The following is a 16,447-nucleotide window of genomic DNA, read 5'->3' on the forward strand; positions in this document are numbered from 1 at the left end:
ACTTGATCGCGCACAAACCATGCGTGAAATGTTTACTAAAAAAGCTGCTCTTCTATGATTTTATTCTCATAGAAGAGCAACAATTTTATTCTGTTCCCTTGATCGTAAAGATGACACCAGCGTATTTTTCGTGATCCTGGCCAATATAAACGACATCAACGCTTTTTTTGTTTGCTTCTTGAAGTTGCTCGGTCAACAATTTATAATCCATCTTTTCGATTTTATCTTCCCACTCTTCAGGTGACTGTGGTTTGATCGCAGCGATGTTGTCCATATCAAATACAGCAGCTGAATCTTCGATTTTTTTGGACCGCTGTACAAAAACTGTATCACCGACAATTTTATCTATTTTTATCCAACCTGCGGGTACTCCATTGATACTATTACCTTCGTGATCTGTAAAGAAAGTTGCGCCATAGAGCTGACCGGGTTTTAAATGCTGTAGATTTTCGATCATGCGTGCCGTTTCGTTTTCCCGTGTTTGATTTCCGATCTTATTTTTTATTCCATAAATGGCGGCCCAGACCAGGATGGCGGCGAATACGAAAAGGAAGCCTTTCCAAAGCTGGAAATACGGAATATCATAATCTTTTTTAAATGCTTTGATCTCAGTCTTTAATTCATCTGAATAATTTCTGGCATGGATCAGTTTGCCGGTTTCATCATAAAGTCGGGAAAGCTTCACGAAGCCACCTCCGAAAGGCAGTCCGAGGAATTTTCGGGCAGGCGTGATAATCTGTAAGGTGAAGTGCTTTGGTGAGCTTTCTTTTTTTAATGTTGTGATCACCGGCTTTTCGGCTAAAACGAAGTCGTAGATACTGTAAATAAATAGCATAGTATGTTGTGATTTTTTTAAAAGAATTGAAGGCGGAAAGTCCATTTCAATTCAAACCATTGAAAAATAAATGGGACGACAAAGGTAAAAGAAATAAAATAAAAAATGAGAAAAATGAACGAAGCCTTGTCGAAAATATCGATTTTTGGAGATAAGCGAATAGACAGGACAATGTGCATTGAAGTTTCGTTTGAATAAACCGAATTGTAGCAAAAGAAGTATGAAGGATCTAACATTGAGCTTTATTTTTATTTGTATCACAGGCATGGTCATGGGACAAAACATGGATAAACATGCTTTGGACAATGTGTTGTCAGGATATTACGGGGATAGGACAGCCCCGGGAATAGCTGTTGAAATCAGTCAGCAGGGGCGGATAGTGTATCGTTATATGCAAGGGATGGCTGATTTGGAAAATAAACGCGAAATAACGGAAAATACGCATTTTCGAATGGCTTCGGTTAGTAAGCAGGTAACGGCACAGGCGATTTATACCTTACTGGATCAGGGTAAAATAAAACTGGATGATCAGTTGTCACTTTTTTTTGATGGTCTTCCTAAAAAGACGCGGGGTATAACCATAGGACAGTTGCTGCAGCATACATCTGGGTTGTATGATTATGAAGAACTGATTCCAAAAAATAGGATGCTGCAGGTTTCGGATAAGGATGTACTGCAGTATGTCAAACAAGTGAATCGTTTGTATTTCCCTTCGGGAACTAAATTCCGTTATAGTAACACGGGGTATTGCCTATTATCCTTGATCGTGGCCCATGTTTCAAAAGAATCCTTTGCATCTTTTGTGAAAAAGAACCTTTTTGAGCCAAATGGTATTGCTGATGGCGTTGTATATACGGCAGGGATGAAGATACAGGAACGTGCCTATGGCTACCATCCTGAAAAACATAGTTTTGTATTTGCGGATCAAAGTATCACAAGTGCCACGCAAGGAGACGGTGGCGTTTATTTGTCTGCTGATGAATATCATCGTTGGGCAAATTTTTTACTGCAGAAACGGCTGCAGGAACCGATGGCTCAGCAGTTATTGCATCGCTTGGCACAGCCGGTGAAGGAAGGCATAGCCTATCATTTGGGCTGGTTTATATGTAACAGCCCAGACAATACCATACTGTTTCATTCCGGTGAGTCAACTGGCTTTCATAATATGGTGTATTTTGATATGAAAAACAAGGTCTCGATCTCTATATTTAGCAACCGGGATGATCTGGTCATAGGACCCGCATTTGATGCCATTTTAGCGATATTGGGTAGCGATAACCCCATTGTAAAGCCAACAGGGAAAGATTCCCTGACGGTTTTTCAATGGCTTAATCGGGTGTATACCAATGCAGAATAACCCTTCATCATTCAGTGGGTGTGGCTCTGATAAAGGGAGCAACCCCGGCCCTACATTGACTACTTAGAGGCTGTCCTTTTTAAGATCAACTTTTCTGTGGCAATATTATCTTCGATACCCATAAAAAAGCTTTTAAACCCAAATTTTGTCAACAGTCGCTTTGATGCAGCATTCTGTGGGTCAATAATGCCAATGACATCCTTTTGGGAATTGAGATCTGTCGCCAATGCAAGCATAGATTCACAGATTTTAGTTCCCAAGCCCTGTCCCCAAAATTCTTTTCGCAGCAGATAGCCCAACTCAAAAACGCTAGGGTCCTTTTTGTAATTTACTAATTTGCAATCGCCCAAAAGTAGATGTGTTTGGGAATCGATCACTTTGAAATAACCCAAATCGGGATCTTGATTGATGTCCAATATGGAGTCAAATTTTATTCTGGCCTGTTCTGCCGTCAATCCTTTTCCTGAAATGTACTTCATGACATCATCTTCGCTGACAAGGTTGGTAAATGAAGCAAGATCTTCCAATCGGTATTTTTCAAATACGAGTGTGTTATGCATGGCTTATGTGTGTTTATATACCTAATGATTTGAAAGCCTAGCTAAGGCTTCTTCACGGGTTTCGACGAAGTTGATTTTTCGGGACTTATTACTTTCATATATAAAATCATTCAGGCTTTTGCTATCATAGACTGAAAAATCACCAATGATAGCGATATCAAATTGATACTGTGTATATTTCTGAAGAATTTCACCTGCGAGCTTTGTTTTGAGGTCAAAGAAGTCGGGGCTAATATTTTCTTGATATAAGATGGCTTTATAGGCCTCCTGTGCGCTACAGTCAACCATAATTTGTAATCCATCATCAAGGTTATTGATCAATATATCGGAGCCTTTAACCTCGGCAATGTTTTCGTCATGAAGTTGAAAAATAGTTATTTCCATATTATTTTGTGTGTTTAGTGCATGTAATGATAAGGACCCTTTTTAGGATAATTGTTACTTGTCAGATTGTCCGGTATAATTTTTTAGGTAGGCCTTTCCTGGTATTAAGGTCTTCGATTCACCTATTTTATCCTGCGAAATCTTTCAGCATATTGATTGACGGGCAAAAGAAAAGTGTGCCCGTATGTGCTGTACTGAAATCCAAAATCCTGTCATAATTGTCTTCCGGTTCGCCAATGAACATTCTTTTGAGCATCATTTTAACCGTACTGAACCGACTGGCATAAGCAATGAAGTAGGTTCCCATTTCATTGTTTGCAATTTGACCAAAAGGCATATTGTCCCGCACGATCTTAAGGTCATCACCTACATTGGCCAGAGCTGAATGTGAATTGCTGGGTTTTTCATCCTCACCCATCTCAATATCATTGGCCTTGCTTCTGCCAATGACTTTTTCTTGTTCGGAAACTGGTAATGCTCGCCAAGCTTGCATATCATGAACATATTTTTGAACAAAGAGATAGCTGCCACCTTGGTATGGGGCATCTTCTTCTCCAATAATACCAAAGAATGCACGATCGTCACCAACAGGATTCTCTGTGCCATCGACGAAACCTAAAATACTGCGACCATCCCAATACCTGAAGCCATGAACTTCTTCTTTGCAGTCAGCAACCTGTGTCAGCAATGCCGTAATTTCAGTAGCCATATCTACACAATATCCTTGTTCAAGAGCACGAATATGAAAATGTAAATCACCTGGGGTAGCGACAGCGATATGTTTTTGTCCAACGACAGGTTCAAAGGGAACGAGTTCTTTCGGCATTGGTTCGGGGAGCTCCAGTCTTTTCCAAGCATGATGACCAATTCCCAGTACGACACTTGCCTTTACAAGTGTGGAACGTACCTGAGCTGAATTGTTGAGATTGATGACCAATGCACATAAGCGCTTGAAAATATCCTTTATATCCACATTTTCATGAAAGTTCCAAACCATAAACACCGTATTGTTACTCGGTGTATCAATGACATTTTGAGCTTGATGATCCATTAAAATAAATTATATTATTAGTACTAAGCTACGAATAAATCAGCGTAATGATTAAACATACGCTCTTACATCATTCATTTTAAGTGTCATGGATCTGGCCTCAGTTTCTATCCAATGGGTATAATCAGCGATAGCCTGTAAGCGAAGCTCATCGGAAATATAGCCTTCTGTTACCATTTGTTTGGATTGGGCTACTTTAATCCAAATGGCGAGATTTGTCTCAAAGTCGGCTTCACCTTTGTGATAGACTTGGTCAGCATTGATCGTTTCAATGGATTCAAATCCTTGTTGCTGTAGTAAAGTTGCTACTTCATCTGCAACCTGGTTATTCATTCCGGCATCTGCCCGCCACCTGAGAAAGGTACGATAAAACGCCTGCATAGTTTCCGGGGGGGCAGGATCCCAGACTATGGTCGTATGGTTATAATCCAAAATCGAAATTTGTCCGCCTGGTTTTAGCCAAGATTTAAATAACTTTAATGCTTTGGGAATATCAGTTAACCACTGCATGGTTCTGGCAGTTATAATAAGGTCAAACTGGTGCGGGGGCTGATAATTGAAGATATTGTCACAGACTAAGTCAAGATTTTCGGTTTCAGCATAATGCTCCTTGCCTATGTCAATAAAAGAGGCTGTGTTGTCCAAACCAATAATTGTTCCGTCACCAATATGACTCGCGACCTCATTGGTCAATGTTCCTGTACCACAGCCTACATCCAATACGCTTAAGCCTGGCTTTAACAGTGGGCGGAGTGTTCTATAATCTGATGCTAATGTTCTTCGTTCAAATATCTTATTGGCTTGCTGATCTTTTCTGTCAATAAATTTCTCTTTCATTTGATTTGGTTTAGTCTGAGGTAAATATAGCTTTTGCTTTCGTGTTAAAAAAGAATTTTACGAATCAGGCTGTTTATTGCATCGTCAGGTTTCTTTGGAACTATATCCGAAGTCGACAAGAGCATAATGATCTGAAAAGTAGGTTCTATGGAGTAAGTAAATAGCTTGATAAACAAGTTAAGATCATTTTTTTTGATTTATTTTTTAAAAAAATCAGTTGTAAAGCGATTAATTTGATTAATAGTTTTTATATTCGATTCTATCGAAGTGCTAGGACTCACTAACATGCCAGTGCTATAACATATCCTATTTATTATGCTAAAAATATTTAAAATCCTCTCCCTCACTAGCTGTGTTCTCTTTTTATCAGCTTGTTCCTCAAATTATCTCATGACCTTCAATGGTGAAAATTTAACAAAAGATGAAGATAAAGGGAATTTTTCTTTCAATAATGATACTGTACAATTGGATTATTCATTTGCTGGCAGCGATGGCAAGGTTTATTTGAGAATAGCGAATAAAATTGATAAACCTATATTATGGGATCTGAAAAGTTCAGCCATGGTCATCAATGGTAAGGCGTATAGTTATGCAGCTGAAAGTGCAGCCATAGAAGGACAATTAGATGGCTCGGTAACAAGCTTGGGAAACCGAAAAACCGATACCTTTATGGAAGATCGGATTCAGGGATATTTTAATGGATCAATAAGCTTGCCTAAAGATATGATACTGATTCCACCCCATGCTTATATTGATGGCAGTTACTTCGATTTCAGAAATGATATTAAAGAGGTCATCAAATCAGCGGAAAAAGAGAAAGTATATATGTATGATGTGAACGGGGAGAGTTATGGTGTAAACCTTGCACGATTTGAGCCCGAAGATTCTCCTTATCATTTAAGAAGCTTTTTGAGCTATTCGATTCTAGTGGATGATAACGTACTGTTAAAAAACACGGAACAGAAATTTTATGTAGCACAGCTTTGGCAGACTGGGGCAATTGCATTGAATAAGATTGTTGAAATGTATCATAAAAGGGGAGATGTGATCGCCTATAAAGAAAAAAAAGGTCAAAATATATGGGTAGTGGGGGGGGCAGCAGCATTAACGGCAGCGGCGGTAGCAATTGACAATAAAAATCCGGAATAGCAGCACATTGGCCATTATTCATTTTTGTATACAATAAGCATGGGGCAGTTTGTAAAACATTATATTCCTGTTATTGTTGTTTAATAGCGAGGAGCTTTTTGATCTTCCATACGTGAGTCATATCATTTATTAAAAATCTATACAGATGAAGTATTTTTATTTTATTGTTTTGGCGATGTTTCTGCTGTGGTATCAGAAACCAGTGGCCTGTACCAGGGTTGTTTATAAAGGACCGAATCAGACTGTGATTACGGCAAGGAGCATGGATTGGAAGGACGATATTAGCGCTAATTTATGGGTCTTTCCGCGTGGGATTGCCCGTAATGGAGAAGTGGGGCCACAGTCATTGGAATGGACCTCACAATATGGTAGTATTGTTGCCAGTGCGTGGGATATCGCTACTGTAGATGGATTGAATGAGAAAGGCCTGGTGGCAAATGTCCTTTGGCTTGTTGAGTCTACTTATCCAAAATTTGACCCGACCGGAGCAAAAAAAGGTCTTGCGATCTCCGCTTGGGCGCAGTATGTGCTGGACAATTTTGCGACAGTCAGTGCGGCTGTGACGGCATTACAAGATGAACCTTTTGTGGTCGTGAGTGATTATATTCCTGGCACCACAAAATTTACAACAGTACATCTATCCTTGTCAGACGCAACTGGAGATAATGCCATTTTTGAATACATCGATGGAAAATTGGTGATCCATCATGATGCTTCTTATACCGTGATGACAAACTCCCCGGTATTTGAAGAACAGCTTGCCTTAAATAGATATTGGCAGGGTATTCCCGGAACAACCATGCTTCCCGGTACAAATCGCGCTGCAGACCGCTTTGTGCGGGCTTCCTATTATATCAATGCGATTCCGCAGACCGATGATGCCCGAATTTCGATTGCAAGTGTGTTTAGTGTGATCAGAAATTGCTCTGTACCCTTTGGCATCAGTTCCGAAACTGAGCCGAACATATCTTCCACACGCTGGAGATCGGTAGCTGATCAAAAAAATAAAATTTATTATTTTGAGAATGTCCTGATTCCGGGCACCCTGTGGATTGACCTTGCAAAATTTAACTTAGCACAAGGTGCCCCATCCATGAAATTGGAGGTAAAACAAGGCATGGCAATCAATGGCAATTCCAATTCCTTATTTAAAGCGGCACAACCGTTTAAATTTATGGGAATTTAACAGACAAATTTATTTGGATATAATTATTGCTTGGCATTGCCATTAAAATCGTAAAATAAGCCCATGCTTTTTTCATGTTGCCCGATTGACTGCTTCGGTTTGGACGGTCGGGCGATGTGATACCTGAAAATTGACTGAATTTGCAATGAAACAATACTCACTGGCCTTCCGGTGCAATGCAAGGGCGGGGGCAATCATTTCGGCTGTTTTTACACGGACTATAGGATGGAGGATAGCCTCTTTGAAGGAACCTTTACCGTTCTCCTCTTCCACCATGACGGCAGTGGCATGATCTATATACTCTTCTACAACGATGTTATCCACAGCACAGAAGTGGAGGTACCATAGCATGTGGCAGGAGGATAATGATGCGAGCAATAGATCTTCAGGGTTATGCTTGCTTGCGTCACCCCGAAATGCTGGATCTGATGAACCTTCAATATCGGCTTTGTGCCCGATAATGATACGGTGGCTCCGCTCATAATTTTTATAATGATCTGTTCCGCTCCCTCTATTTCCAGTCCATTCTATCGTCGTATTATAGTGATGTTGTTTCATCTGTCAGGTTATAATTTAACAAGATTGTGATTAGGTGATGAAGTTACTAAAATATCCTGTACTTTTTTTATGGGAGGACAGATGCAAATGATCGTGCTTCTTTATATAGATGCAATTGTATGGCTTATAAAATAATTTATCTAAGTTTGCCCTGAAGCAATCGGCACAAATTATGGATCAGCAAATATTATTAGACAGCATAAGTAAGGAGGTTGACCTTATGGAAGAGGAAATCGAGCAGCTTTTAGCTATTGTCAAATTTAAAAGGGTCAAGAAAAAACAATACCTGCTATTGGAAGGGGATATTAGCCGGTATGCCATCTTTGTTGCTTCAGGTTGCTTACGGAGTTATTGTGTGGATGAAAATGGATTTCAATATATCCAGCAGTTTGCCCCCGAAGGTTGGTGGATCGGTGATATGTACAGCTTGGTTACAGGAAATCCGGGGCATCTCTATATTGATGTTGTGTTTGACGCTGAGATATTTATGCTACCGAAGGTAGAATTGCACCGATTGTATAAAGAGATCCCAAAATTGAACGTTTATTTTCGGGTTCTTGCAGAGAATGCGCTGGTCTATTACCAAAGTCGATCAATGGAGAATTTGCGCTTAGCAGCAAAGGAACGCTATGAAAAATTTTGTTCGCGCTATCCTACACTGATCGATTGTCTTCCACAAAAACAGGTTGCCGCATATATAGGTGTAACACCCGAGTTTTTAAGTAAGATGCTTAATCAATAACTACGGGCACTTTCCAACGGCTCCACTGCGTATACAAAACGAAAATTATTGGTTACCATTTTTCTTTCAGCAGATTTTCCAGCTGGCTTATTTCTTCCTGATACATTGTTTTTTTCCTTGTCCCAAAATATAGGGTATTCTCCACAGGTGCTGTCCCCTCCCAGATCAGTTTGATTTTACCAGATGCTATGGCTTCGGCACATAAGAAATCGGGTACAATGGAAAAACCGTTATTATTGCTTAGGCAGCGTATAATGGAACTAATGTTGGGTACAATGTAATTGGGACTGAAATCGGGATGCTCCCCAAAATGTGTAGACCAGAAATTCTTGAGGTGGTCCATATCCGCTGCTGTACTATACCACAATTGTTTTTTTAATAGCTGCGCGGCTTCTTTGATATTGTTGTTGTGTAATAAATTTTCCAGGTCGGTGGTATCCGTCTGGCAGCCTGCAATAAGCACAATTCTTTCCTTCGAAAATGGTTGGTATTGCAGATTTTGTTGATTTCCTTTTTGTGGTGTGATGATCAGATCCAAAAGACCATTATCCAGATCTTGTTGCATTTGTGGATATTCTCCAAATTTAATGATGAGGTTGAAGGGGAGTTGGGCAATATGCTCCTCTAATGTATATTGAAAAGTCTCAAAACACATCCCGATACTTATGGTTACCCGTTCATCCAATGCCCGTTTATGAAAATGCTGTTCGCCCGTTTCTAATTTCTTGAGCGGATCTATCACATAGTTATATAGTATTTTACCCTTTTCGGTTGGCACCATCCGGCGTGCTGAACGGTCAAAAAGCTTATGACCCGTAAAAGCTTCCAGGGAATTGAGGTGCAGGCTCACCCCGGGTTGGGAAATAAATAGTTCTTGTGCTGCCGCAGAGAGCGTTCCTGTTTCATAGATTGCTTTAAAGGTGCGGAGCCATTCTAGATTCCATTTCATGTCTATTATTTTTATGATACAAATATACAATTTAAATTATTTGTATTATCTAAAAAAATGATAGAAATTTGTGTTATCAATAATAAAAATTATAGAAATGAAAATATTTATTATCAATGGCGGACAAAAGTTTGCGCACTCAGGTGGTTCCTTTAATAGCACGATTACAGGCTGGACTGTACAGGCCGTATCTAAAAATGGTTTCGAAACCCGTGTAACCAATGTTAATGACGAATTCGATCCTATGGTTGAGGCTGAAAATTTTAAATGGGCCGATATTATCGTCTATCATTTCCCCGTTTGGTGGTTTCAGGTGCCCAATCGTTTAAAGTTTTATATTGACGAAGTTTTTACAGCGGGACATAACAATGGTATCTATAAAAATGATGGCCGTTCTCGTAAAAACCCGGCCATCAATTATGGTACAGGTGGTCTGATGCATGGAAAAAAATATTTTGTAACCTCAAGCTGGAATGCTCCGGAAACAGCTTTTACCATGGAAAATGAATTTTTTGATCAACATTCTGTCGATGAAGGGGTCTTGTTCGGTTTTCATAAGATGAATCAATTTGCAGGTTTGGAGAATATTGGAACTTTTCATTTTCATGATATGGAAAAAGATGCTACGCAAGAACGTGTGGACAATTATGAAAAAGAATATAAACAATATTTGGAAGAAGTATTTCAGTTAGAACATCAATTATCATGAAGATTTATATAACAGCAATCCTAAAGGCAATTCCTGCGCAAAGAGCAGAGGTACTAGCGCTATTACATCAGATGGTACAAGAGAGCAGAAAAGAAGCAGCCTGCCTGCAATATGACCTGCATGAAGTGACCTCGGATGAAAATCAGTTTATTTTCTACGAAATTTGGGAAAACCAAGCCGGGCTGGATGCGCACAATCAACAGCCATATATTCAGGAGTTTGGGCGTGTGGCAGGCGAGCAGCTACAGGAGGCTCCTCAGATTTATCTGATGGAGAAGATAGCGTAATTGTTCTTTATACAGCCTTTTGGTAGCAGTAGTTTGGGCGTATTATTCAATTTTCTTAAGTATATTTACTTGAAATGACAAGAAATGGACGTATTGGGAAAGGGTAACTATACCCTGCGACGCTTGGAGACAACTGCTTGGGCTGATTATAAAACAATTAGACTGGAGGCATTACAGACAAATCCTGAATTTTTTGGAAGTAATTACAAAAAGGAATCAGCATATAACGATGACGATTGGATCTCTTTGTTGGGAAATCCAGCCTGTGCCATATTTGGCTTATATGATCAGGAGGTATTGATAGGGATGACGGGAGTGATACTGGATAGAGACGATAGCTCAAATGCAATTTTAATTGCTTCTTTTATTAAAGAGCCATTTAGAGGAAATGGATTGTCTAAATTATTCTATGAAGCTCGAATTACATGGGCCCGGCAAAAAGGATGTAATAGGATTACGGTTTCCCATCGTGATGGGAACGATGCCTCTAAGGCAGCCAATCAATCTTTCAATTTTAAATATACACATGCCCAAGATGTGATCTGGCCAGATGGTGTTTCAGCAAAAGAGTATATGTATGTTTTATTTCTTTAACGCTCTGATCGTTAGTTTATTGGTTGGTGCTAAGTTTATTAGGGTCATACTAATTAATGCGCGAATTTTTTTGCCCCACCCACACATAGGATGACCGCTATGGTCACGAATAGCATCCCGGCACTGATTTCTTCATGGAGCAGGCCTGCTGCTAATATTAAGCCAAAGAAGGGCTGAAGAAGCTGTAACTGTCCTATCGTGGCAATTCCCCCTTGCGCCAACCCTTTATACCAAAAAATAAATCCGATAAACATACTAAACAAGGAAACGTACATGAGGCCCCACCATGCTCCTTGATTAACATTCATGACTGTGGCCGGTATATAGAAGTAAGTCAGGGGGAGTACCATCGGTAATGCAAATACCAATGCCCATGAAATGACCTGCCAGCCGCCCAATGTTTTTGAAAGCTTGCCTCCTTCAGCGTATCCAAGTCCACACAGGATAACTGCAATAAGCATGAGAAGGTCGCCTTGAGGTGAGGATGTAATTCCTTGGAAGAAAGCATATCCAACCACCAAAAGGCTACCCAGTATAGCGAAAACCCAGAATATTGGCCGGGGGCGTTCACCGCCACGGACGATGCCAAAAATGGCTGTGGAAATAGGGAGTATACCCACAAATATCATCGAATGAGCTGAAGTGACATATCGTAGCGCCATCGCACTCAATAAGGGGAATCCGATCACGACGCCGAAAGACACGATACTCAATGGGATAAACTGTGTCCGTGGAGGAAGCTTTTCTTTGGAAATAAGCAATACCATCAGTGCCAGTAATCCGGCAATGGAGGCTCTTGCAGCCGTTACAAAGATTGGATTCAAATCCAATACTGCAACTCTTGTCGCTGGCAATGAGCCACTAAAAATAAGAACTCCAATCAGTCCATTGATCCATCCATTTGATGATTTTAATCTATCCATATTCCTTACCATTGTGGTATCAATTTTAATTCTGATGCAAATCTCAGGAATTAATAGGTACGTATAGAGTTACAGTTTTAGTTAAAATAGTGGGTACAGTTCTATTTACTAGACGAAAAAACGGAGCTATGTCCATATTTACCCTGCAAAACAGGAAGGAATTTACATCGGGACTAGTTTTGACATGAAGTGTGGCCCTGGCAGGGCAAGTTTCTACATGACAGGGCTGGCAAAATATGATATAAATTGACTGCAAATTGATACGATGCGGCTATTGAATATAATTTATTCCAGCGTTATTTGTTGTAACCCTTAACTGTGGTGATAAACGTCCTAACTATTACATGGGGTGTTTAAGAAAAGATGTTGTTATCGCTAATTTTATTCAACTAATATGATTAAACCTTTGCAAAAACCTATTCATGAGATCAATAAACTCAGCATGTCTAGCTTATGCTTTTTATTTATTTGTATGTCCCTGTTTTTTGACGTACATGCACAGCAAAGAAAAGCTCCGGCTTATCCATTGATTACGCATAATCCCAATTTTAGCATCTGGTCCATGACAGATCAGCTAAATGAATCGACAACGAAGCATTGGACAGAGGCTGATCATTCTCTTTTGGGCTTGATTAGTGTTGATGGTGACAGTTATCGCTTTCTTGGTCAGGAAGAGCCTCATTACAACGTCATCCTTCCAACGGCTGAGGAGCAAGCTTATACAGTACGGTACACCGAATCTAAACCGGAAAGGGACTGGAACCAGCCTTCTTTTGATGCAAAGAACTGGAAATCTGGGTATGCTCCCATTGGGGATGATGAAAAACAGGTAAAGACAATCTGGAAATCGGCGGATATCTGGGTGAAGCGGGATTTCAAGGTTGCAGATTTACAGGATGTTAATGAGCTTTTTTTAAAATTGAACCATGATGATAATGTGGAGGTATTTTTGAACGGTAACAAGGTATATGAAAAGACGGGCTGGACAAATAAGTTTCAGTATATACCAATTGATAAAACGAATCTGAAGGTGGGAAAAAATGAGCTGGCAATTCATTTGAGAAATACGGCCGGGGGGCGTTATCTTGATTTTGGTTTAGTGGACAAGCGCAAAGAAAGTGGTTCTAAAATACAAGTTGCGGTACAGAAAAGTGTGGAGATTACGGCGACACGTACGGTTTATAAGTTTCAGGCAGGAAAGGTGGACCTAAAACTTACTTTTACCTCACCTTTGTTACTGAATGATTTAGCGCTGTTGTCGAGACCAGTATCTTATATTACTTATGCTGTAAAAGCAAATGATGGTAAACAACATGATGTGAAGGTTTTTATGAGCGCGTCATCTAACATTGCCGTTTATAAACCATCGCAGGAAGTGTCTGCAAAAAATTATGAAACGGACAACTTGTCGATTCTGAAAGTAGGGACGGTAGAACAGCCAGTTTTACAAAAAGGTGCCGACGATATGCGGATCGATTGGGGGTATTTTTATGTTGCTGCTCCTAAAAAGGATAACGTACAACAGTTTATAAGCCCTATGACAATGGCAGTCGACAATTTTAGGAATGGAACCTCAACATCGTCAAGCTCAAAGGGTATTGGACTGGCGCTGAACACAGTAATTCCTTTTGGTAAAGTCAGCGATCAGGAAATTGAACGTTTCGTTGCACTTGGATATGATGAAATCTATGCTATTCAATATTTTAAAAACAATTTGAGGCCGTGGTGGAATAATTCGGGGAAAGAGACCATGGAAAACCAGCTGACTGTGGCCGCCAGCGATTACCCTGCTGTTATGGACCGGTGTTTGGCATTCGACAAAGAAATCTATAGTGCTGCTCTAAAATCAGGGGGGAAGGAGTATGCTCATTTGTGTATGCTGGCTTACCGCCAGAGCATTGCTGCTCATACCTTGGTAAAAAGCCCGCAAAATGAATTGCTTTGGTTGTCCAAAGAAAACAATAGTGGTGGTTTTATCAACACCGTTGATGTGACCTACCCATCAGCACCATTATATTTGATCTATAACCCTGAATTATTGAAGGGGATGCTGAATGGCATTTTTTATTTTAGTGAAACAGGTCGCTATCCCCATCCTTGGGCTGCTCACGATTTGGGTACTTATCCCTTGGCAAATGGCCAGACTTATGGTGAACCAATGCCTGTTGAGGAATCTGGGAATATGATTATTTTAACTGCCGCAATTTCAAAAGTCCAGGGCGATGGCCGTTATGCTAAGCAACATTGGAAAACACTGACTAAATGGGTGGACTATCTTGTCAAAGACGGTTTCGATCCTAAAACACAATTATGTACGGATGATTTTGCGGGCCATTTAGCCCGGAATGCCAATTTATCTGTTAAAGCCATCGTGGGAATCGCATGTTATGCACAAATGGCAGAAATGATAGGCGAAACAGAAACGGCAAAAAAATATCGGGCAATTGCAGCGGAAATGGTTCCTAAATGGATGGAAATGGCGGATGCTGGGGATCATTATGCTTTAACCTTTGATGATAAGAACACATGGAGCCAAAAATATAATCTGATTTGGGATAAGGTACTGGGATTGAATTTATTCCCACAGAACGTATATGATACCGAAATCAACTATTACCTGACAAAACAAAATCGATTTGGTATACCATTAGACAGCCGAAAAGCATATACCAAAAATGATTGGATTCTGTGGACTGCGTCATTTGCCCCTACCCGGGAGGCATTTGAAACGCTAATCAAACCGGTTTACAATCATGCCCTCCAAACTGAATCACGCGTTCCACTGAATGACTTTTATGATTCTAATACCGGTATCCGGGAGAACTTTAAGGCACGCAGCGTGGTAGGTGGGTTTTATATGAAACTGCTGGCAGATAAAATCCAGCATTGAGCAGGCAAATTGGCGTATAACTGATCATACATTCAACAAAAAAGAGGCTCATTTGAGCCTCTTTTTTGTTGAATGTCGCATGTAGCAGAAAACAGTGCGCTATGATAGTTTTCCGAGCATCTGAATTGCTATTTGTATGATACCTTCGTTTATTACCTTAGTTTCTTTTGTAGATTTTTACCCTGTAAAATGATGGCTGTTTAGGAAGCATTCCCTATTATAAAAGCGGTTGAAATCGTTATATTCGTATGTGGAATAGCATATTATGGGATCACTAAAGTCATTAAAATCAGTTCTTGCGGCGGGCATAGGTCTGATCGCTTTATTTGCAATCGCGATGCAATTTATTTTGAGCTGGTTTACGTTGGAGATAAGCGGAGCCGAATATATCGTTCGTTTTTTCAGCTATTTCACCATTCTTAGTAATGTACTGGTTATGCTATGTTGCTGCTGCATCGTTTTCTCTTCTAAAAGCCGGCTCGGCAGATGGATCACCAAGCCTGCATCGATGACTGCTATCACTTTATACATCCTTGTTGTTGGCATTATTTATAATGGTATCCTACGTTTCCTCTTGGACCTTCATGGGATGATGCAGGTTGTGGATGAACTACTGCATGTGGTTATCCCGTTGAGTTTCTTCTTGTATTGGTGGTTCTTAGTTGATAAAAGAGGCATCACCTGGAATCAGGTTCTCTATTGGATGGTGTTTCCATTGATTTATCTTTTATATACACTATGCCATGGTGCTTACTCGGACTTTTATCCCTATCCTTTTGTCAATGTAACTGATTTGGGTATCGAAAGAGTCCTTATTAATAGCCTTGGTGTTACATTTGTTTTTCTCATCGTTGGTCTATTATTGATTGCCATGGGGAAGTGGCAGACCAGAGCAACCTAATATTTATTCTTGACATATGCGAAGTGTTTTCTGAATGATAATGATCAATTTTGTGTAATCAATAACGATTAAAAATTTAAAAGATGAAACAAGTATTTATTAATCTCGCAGTCGCAGATGTGAACAAATCCATGGATTTTTATACGCAATTGGGTTTTCAAAATAACCCCCAGTTTTCGGACGATCAAGCTAAATGTATGGTTTGGAGTGACCATATTTATGTGATGATCATGACCCATGATAAATTTCAAACATTTACTAAGAAACAGATTGCAGACACGAAAAATTATATTGCAGGGTTATTTGCACTTTCGGTCGACAGTTTGGATCAAGTCAATGAAATCGTAGATAAAGGATTGAAGGCAGGTGGGGCCGAACCAATGCCAATGATGGATCATGGTTTTATGCAGCTTAGAAAAATAGAAGACTATGATGGTCATACCTGGGAAATATTCTATATGGACATGAGTAAATTTCCAACAGCATAGATGGAGATTCATCAGGCTGATCCTAAGGAAATAAAGCCATTTACATG

At 39.9% G+C, this 16,447-nt stretch carries 18 protein-coding genes; 10 read left to right on the plus strand and 8 right to left on the minus strand.

Annotation, left to right across the window (positions count from 1 at the left end; translation table 11 throughout):
- Positions 1-85 precede the first annotated feature (85 nt).
- A complete protein-coding gene (locus HX021_RS18240; RefSeq protein ID WP_286591984.1) occupies positions 86-835 on the minus strand; it encodes a hypothetical protein in 750 nt (249 codons plus the stop codon).
- Positions 836-1,055: 220 nt separating this feature from the next.
- On the opposite strand from HX021_RS18240, the gene HX021_RS18245 reads away from it, so the two are divergent.
- A complete protein-coding gene (locus HX021_RS18245) occupies positions 1,056-2,192 on the plus strand; it encodes a serine hydrolase domain-containing protein (RefSeq protein WP_286591985.1) in 1,137 nt (378 codons plus the stop codon).
- 59 nt (positions 2,193-2,251) lie between these two features.
- On the opposite strand, the gene HX021_RS18250 is transcribed toward HX021_RS18245, so the two are convergent.
- The 4 genes from HX021_RS18250 to HX021_RS18265 form a co-directional block, all read right to left on the minus strand.
- Positions 2,252-2,752 carry a GNAT family N-acetyltransferase gene (locus tag HX021_RS18250; protein ID WP_286591986.1) on the minus strand — a complete coding sequence of 167 codons (501 nt, stop codon included), beginning with the start codon at positions 2,750-2,752 and terminating at the stop codon, positions 2,252-2,254.
- Between the two features lie 21 nt (positions 2,753-2,773).
- Positions 2,774-3,136 (minus strand): DUF4180 domain-containing protein, encoded by a 363-nt coding sequence (locus HX021_RS18255; RefSeq protein ID WP_286591987.1) that lies wholly within the window; start codon positions 3,134-3,136, stop codon positions 2,774-2,776.
- A 127-nt stretch (positions 3,137-3,263) separates the two neighbouring features.
- Entirely contained in the window at positions 3,264-4,187 is a 924-nt protein-coding gene (locus tag HX021_RS18260; protein WP_286591988.1) for a Dyp-type peroxidase, read from the minus strand.
- A 51-nt stretch (positions 4,188-4,238) separates the two neighbouring features.
- On the minus strand, positions 4,239-5,024 hold the full coding sequence (locus tag HX021_RS18265) for a class I SAM-dependent methyltransferase (protein ID WP_286591989.1): 786 nt from the start codon (positions 5,022-5,024) through the stop codon (positions 4,239-4,241).
- Between the two features lie 315 nt (positions 5,025-5,339).
- On the opposite strand from HX021_RS18265, the gene HX021_RS18270 reads away from it, so the two are divergent.
- Both HX021_RS18270 and HX021_RS18275 read left to right on the plus strand, forming a co-directional pair.
- Complete coding sequence (locus HX021_RS18270) at positions 5,340-6,173, plus strand: YgdI/YgdR family lipoprotein (RefSeq protein ID WP_286591990.1); 834 nt, start codon at positions 5,340-5,342, stop codon at positions 6,171-6,173.
- Positions 6,174-6,318: 145 nt separating this feature from the next.
- Positions 6,319-7,359: a linear amide C-N hydrolase gene (locus tag HX021_RS18275; RefSeq protein WP_286591991.1), complete on the plus strand. Its 1,041-nt coding sequence runs from the start codon at positions 6,319-6,321 to the stop codon at positions 7,357-7,359.
- A gap of 72 nt (positions 7,360-7,431) precedes the next feature.
- Here the strand turns inward: HX021_RS18275 and HX021_RS18280 are convergent, their stop codons facing one another.
- Complete coding sequence (locus HX021_RS18280) at positions 7,432-7,917, minus strand: OsmC family protein (RefSeq protein WP_286591992.1); 486 nt, start codon at positions 7,915-7,917, stop codon at positions 7,432-7,434.
- Positions 7,918-8,089: 172 nt separating this feature from the next.
- Between HX021_RS18280 and HX021_RS18285 the strand changes: the two genes are divergently transcribed.
- Positions 8,090-8,659: a Crp/Fnr family transcriptional regulator gene (locus HX021_RS18285; RefSeq protein WP_286591993.1), complete on the plus strand. Its 570-nt coding sequence runs from the start codon at positions 8,090-8,092 to the stop codon at positions 8,657-8,659.
- Between the two features lie 52 nt (positions 8,660-8,711).
- Here the strand turns inward: HX021_RS18285 and HX021_RS18290 are convergent, their stop codons facing one another.
- A complete protein-coding gene (locus tag HX021_RS18290; protein WP_286591994.1) occupies positions 8,712-9,608 on the minus strand; it encodes a LysR family transcriptional regulator in 897 nt (298 codons plus the stop codon).
- Between the two features lie 97 nt (positions 9,609-9,705).
- On the opposite strand from HX021_RS18290, the gene HX021_RS18295 reads away from it, so the two are divergent.
- The 3 genes from HX021_RS18295 (at position 9,706) to HX021_RS18305 (ending at position 11,198) form a co-directional block, all read left to right on the plus strand.
- Positions 9,706-10,317, plus strand: coding sequence for an NAD(P)H-dependent oxidoreductase (locus HX021_RS18295; RefSeq protein WP_286591995.1), 612 nt, complete (start codon positions 9,706-9,708; stop codon positions 10,315-10,317).
- On the plus strand, positions 10,314-10,604 hold the full coding sequence (locus tag HX021_RS18300; RefSeq protein ID WP_286591996.1) for a putative quinol monooxygenase: 291 nt from the start codon (positions 10,314-10,316) through the stop codon (positions 10,602-10,604). The genes HX021_RS18295 and HX021_RS18300 overlap by 4 nt, the downstream gene beginning before the upstream one ends.
- A gap of 84 nt (positions 10,605-10,688) precedes the next feature.
- On the plus strand, positions 10,689-11,198 hold the full coding sequence (locus HX021_RS18305; protein ID WP_286591997.1) for a GNAT family N-acetyltransferase: 510 nt from the start codon (positions 10,689-10,691) through the stop codon (positions 11,196-11,198).
- Between the two features lie 53 nt (positions 11,199-11,251).
- Here the strand turns inward: HX021_RS18305 and HX021_RS18310 are convergent, their stop codons facing one another.
- Entirely contained in the window at positions 11,252-12,121 is an 870-nt protein-coding gene (locus HX021_RS18310) for a DMT family transporter (protein ID WP_286591998.1), read from the minus strand.
- Positions 12,122-12,563: 442 nt separating this feature from the next.
- Between HX021_RS18310 and HX021_RS18315 the strand changes: the two genes are divergently transcribed.
- The 3 genes from HX021_RS18315 (at position 12,564) to HX021_RS18325 (ending at position 16,400) form a co-directional block, all read left to right on the plus strand.
- The gene (locus HX021_RS18315; protein WP_502959014.1) at positions 12,564-15,011 is read left to right on the plus strand and encodes a glutaminase family protein; all 2,448 of its coding nucleotides are present in this window, start codon (positions 12,564-12,566) and stop codon (positions 15,009-15,011) included.
- Positions 15,012-15,276: 265 nt separating this feature from the next.
- The gene (locus HX021_RS18320) at positions 15,277-15,912 is read left to right on the plus strand and encodes a Pr6Pr family membrane protein (RefSeq protein ID WP_286591999.1); all 636 of its coding nucleotides are present in this window, start codon (positions 15,277-15,279) and stop codon (positions 15,910-15,912) included.
- A gap of 83 nt (positions 15,913-15,995) precedes the next feature.
- A complete protein-coding gene (locus HX021_RS18325) occupies positions 15,996-16,400 on the plus strand; it encodes a VOC family protein (protein WP_286592000.1) in 405 nt (134 codons plus the stop codon).
- Positions 16,401-16,447 lie beyond the last annotated feature (47 nt).

The organism is Sphingobacterium sp. N143 (assembly GCF_030325625.1).
Classification (GTDB): Bacteria; Bacteroidota; Bacteroidia; order Sphingobacteriales; family Sphingobacteriaceae; genus Sphingobacterium.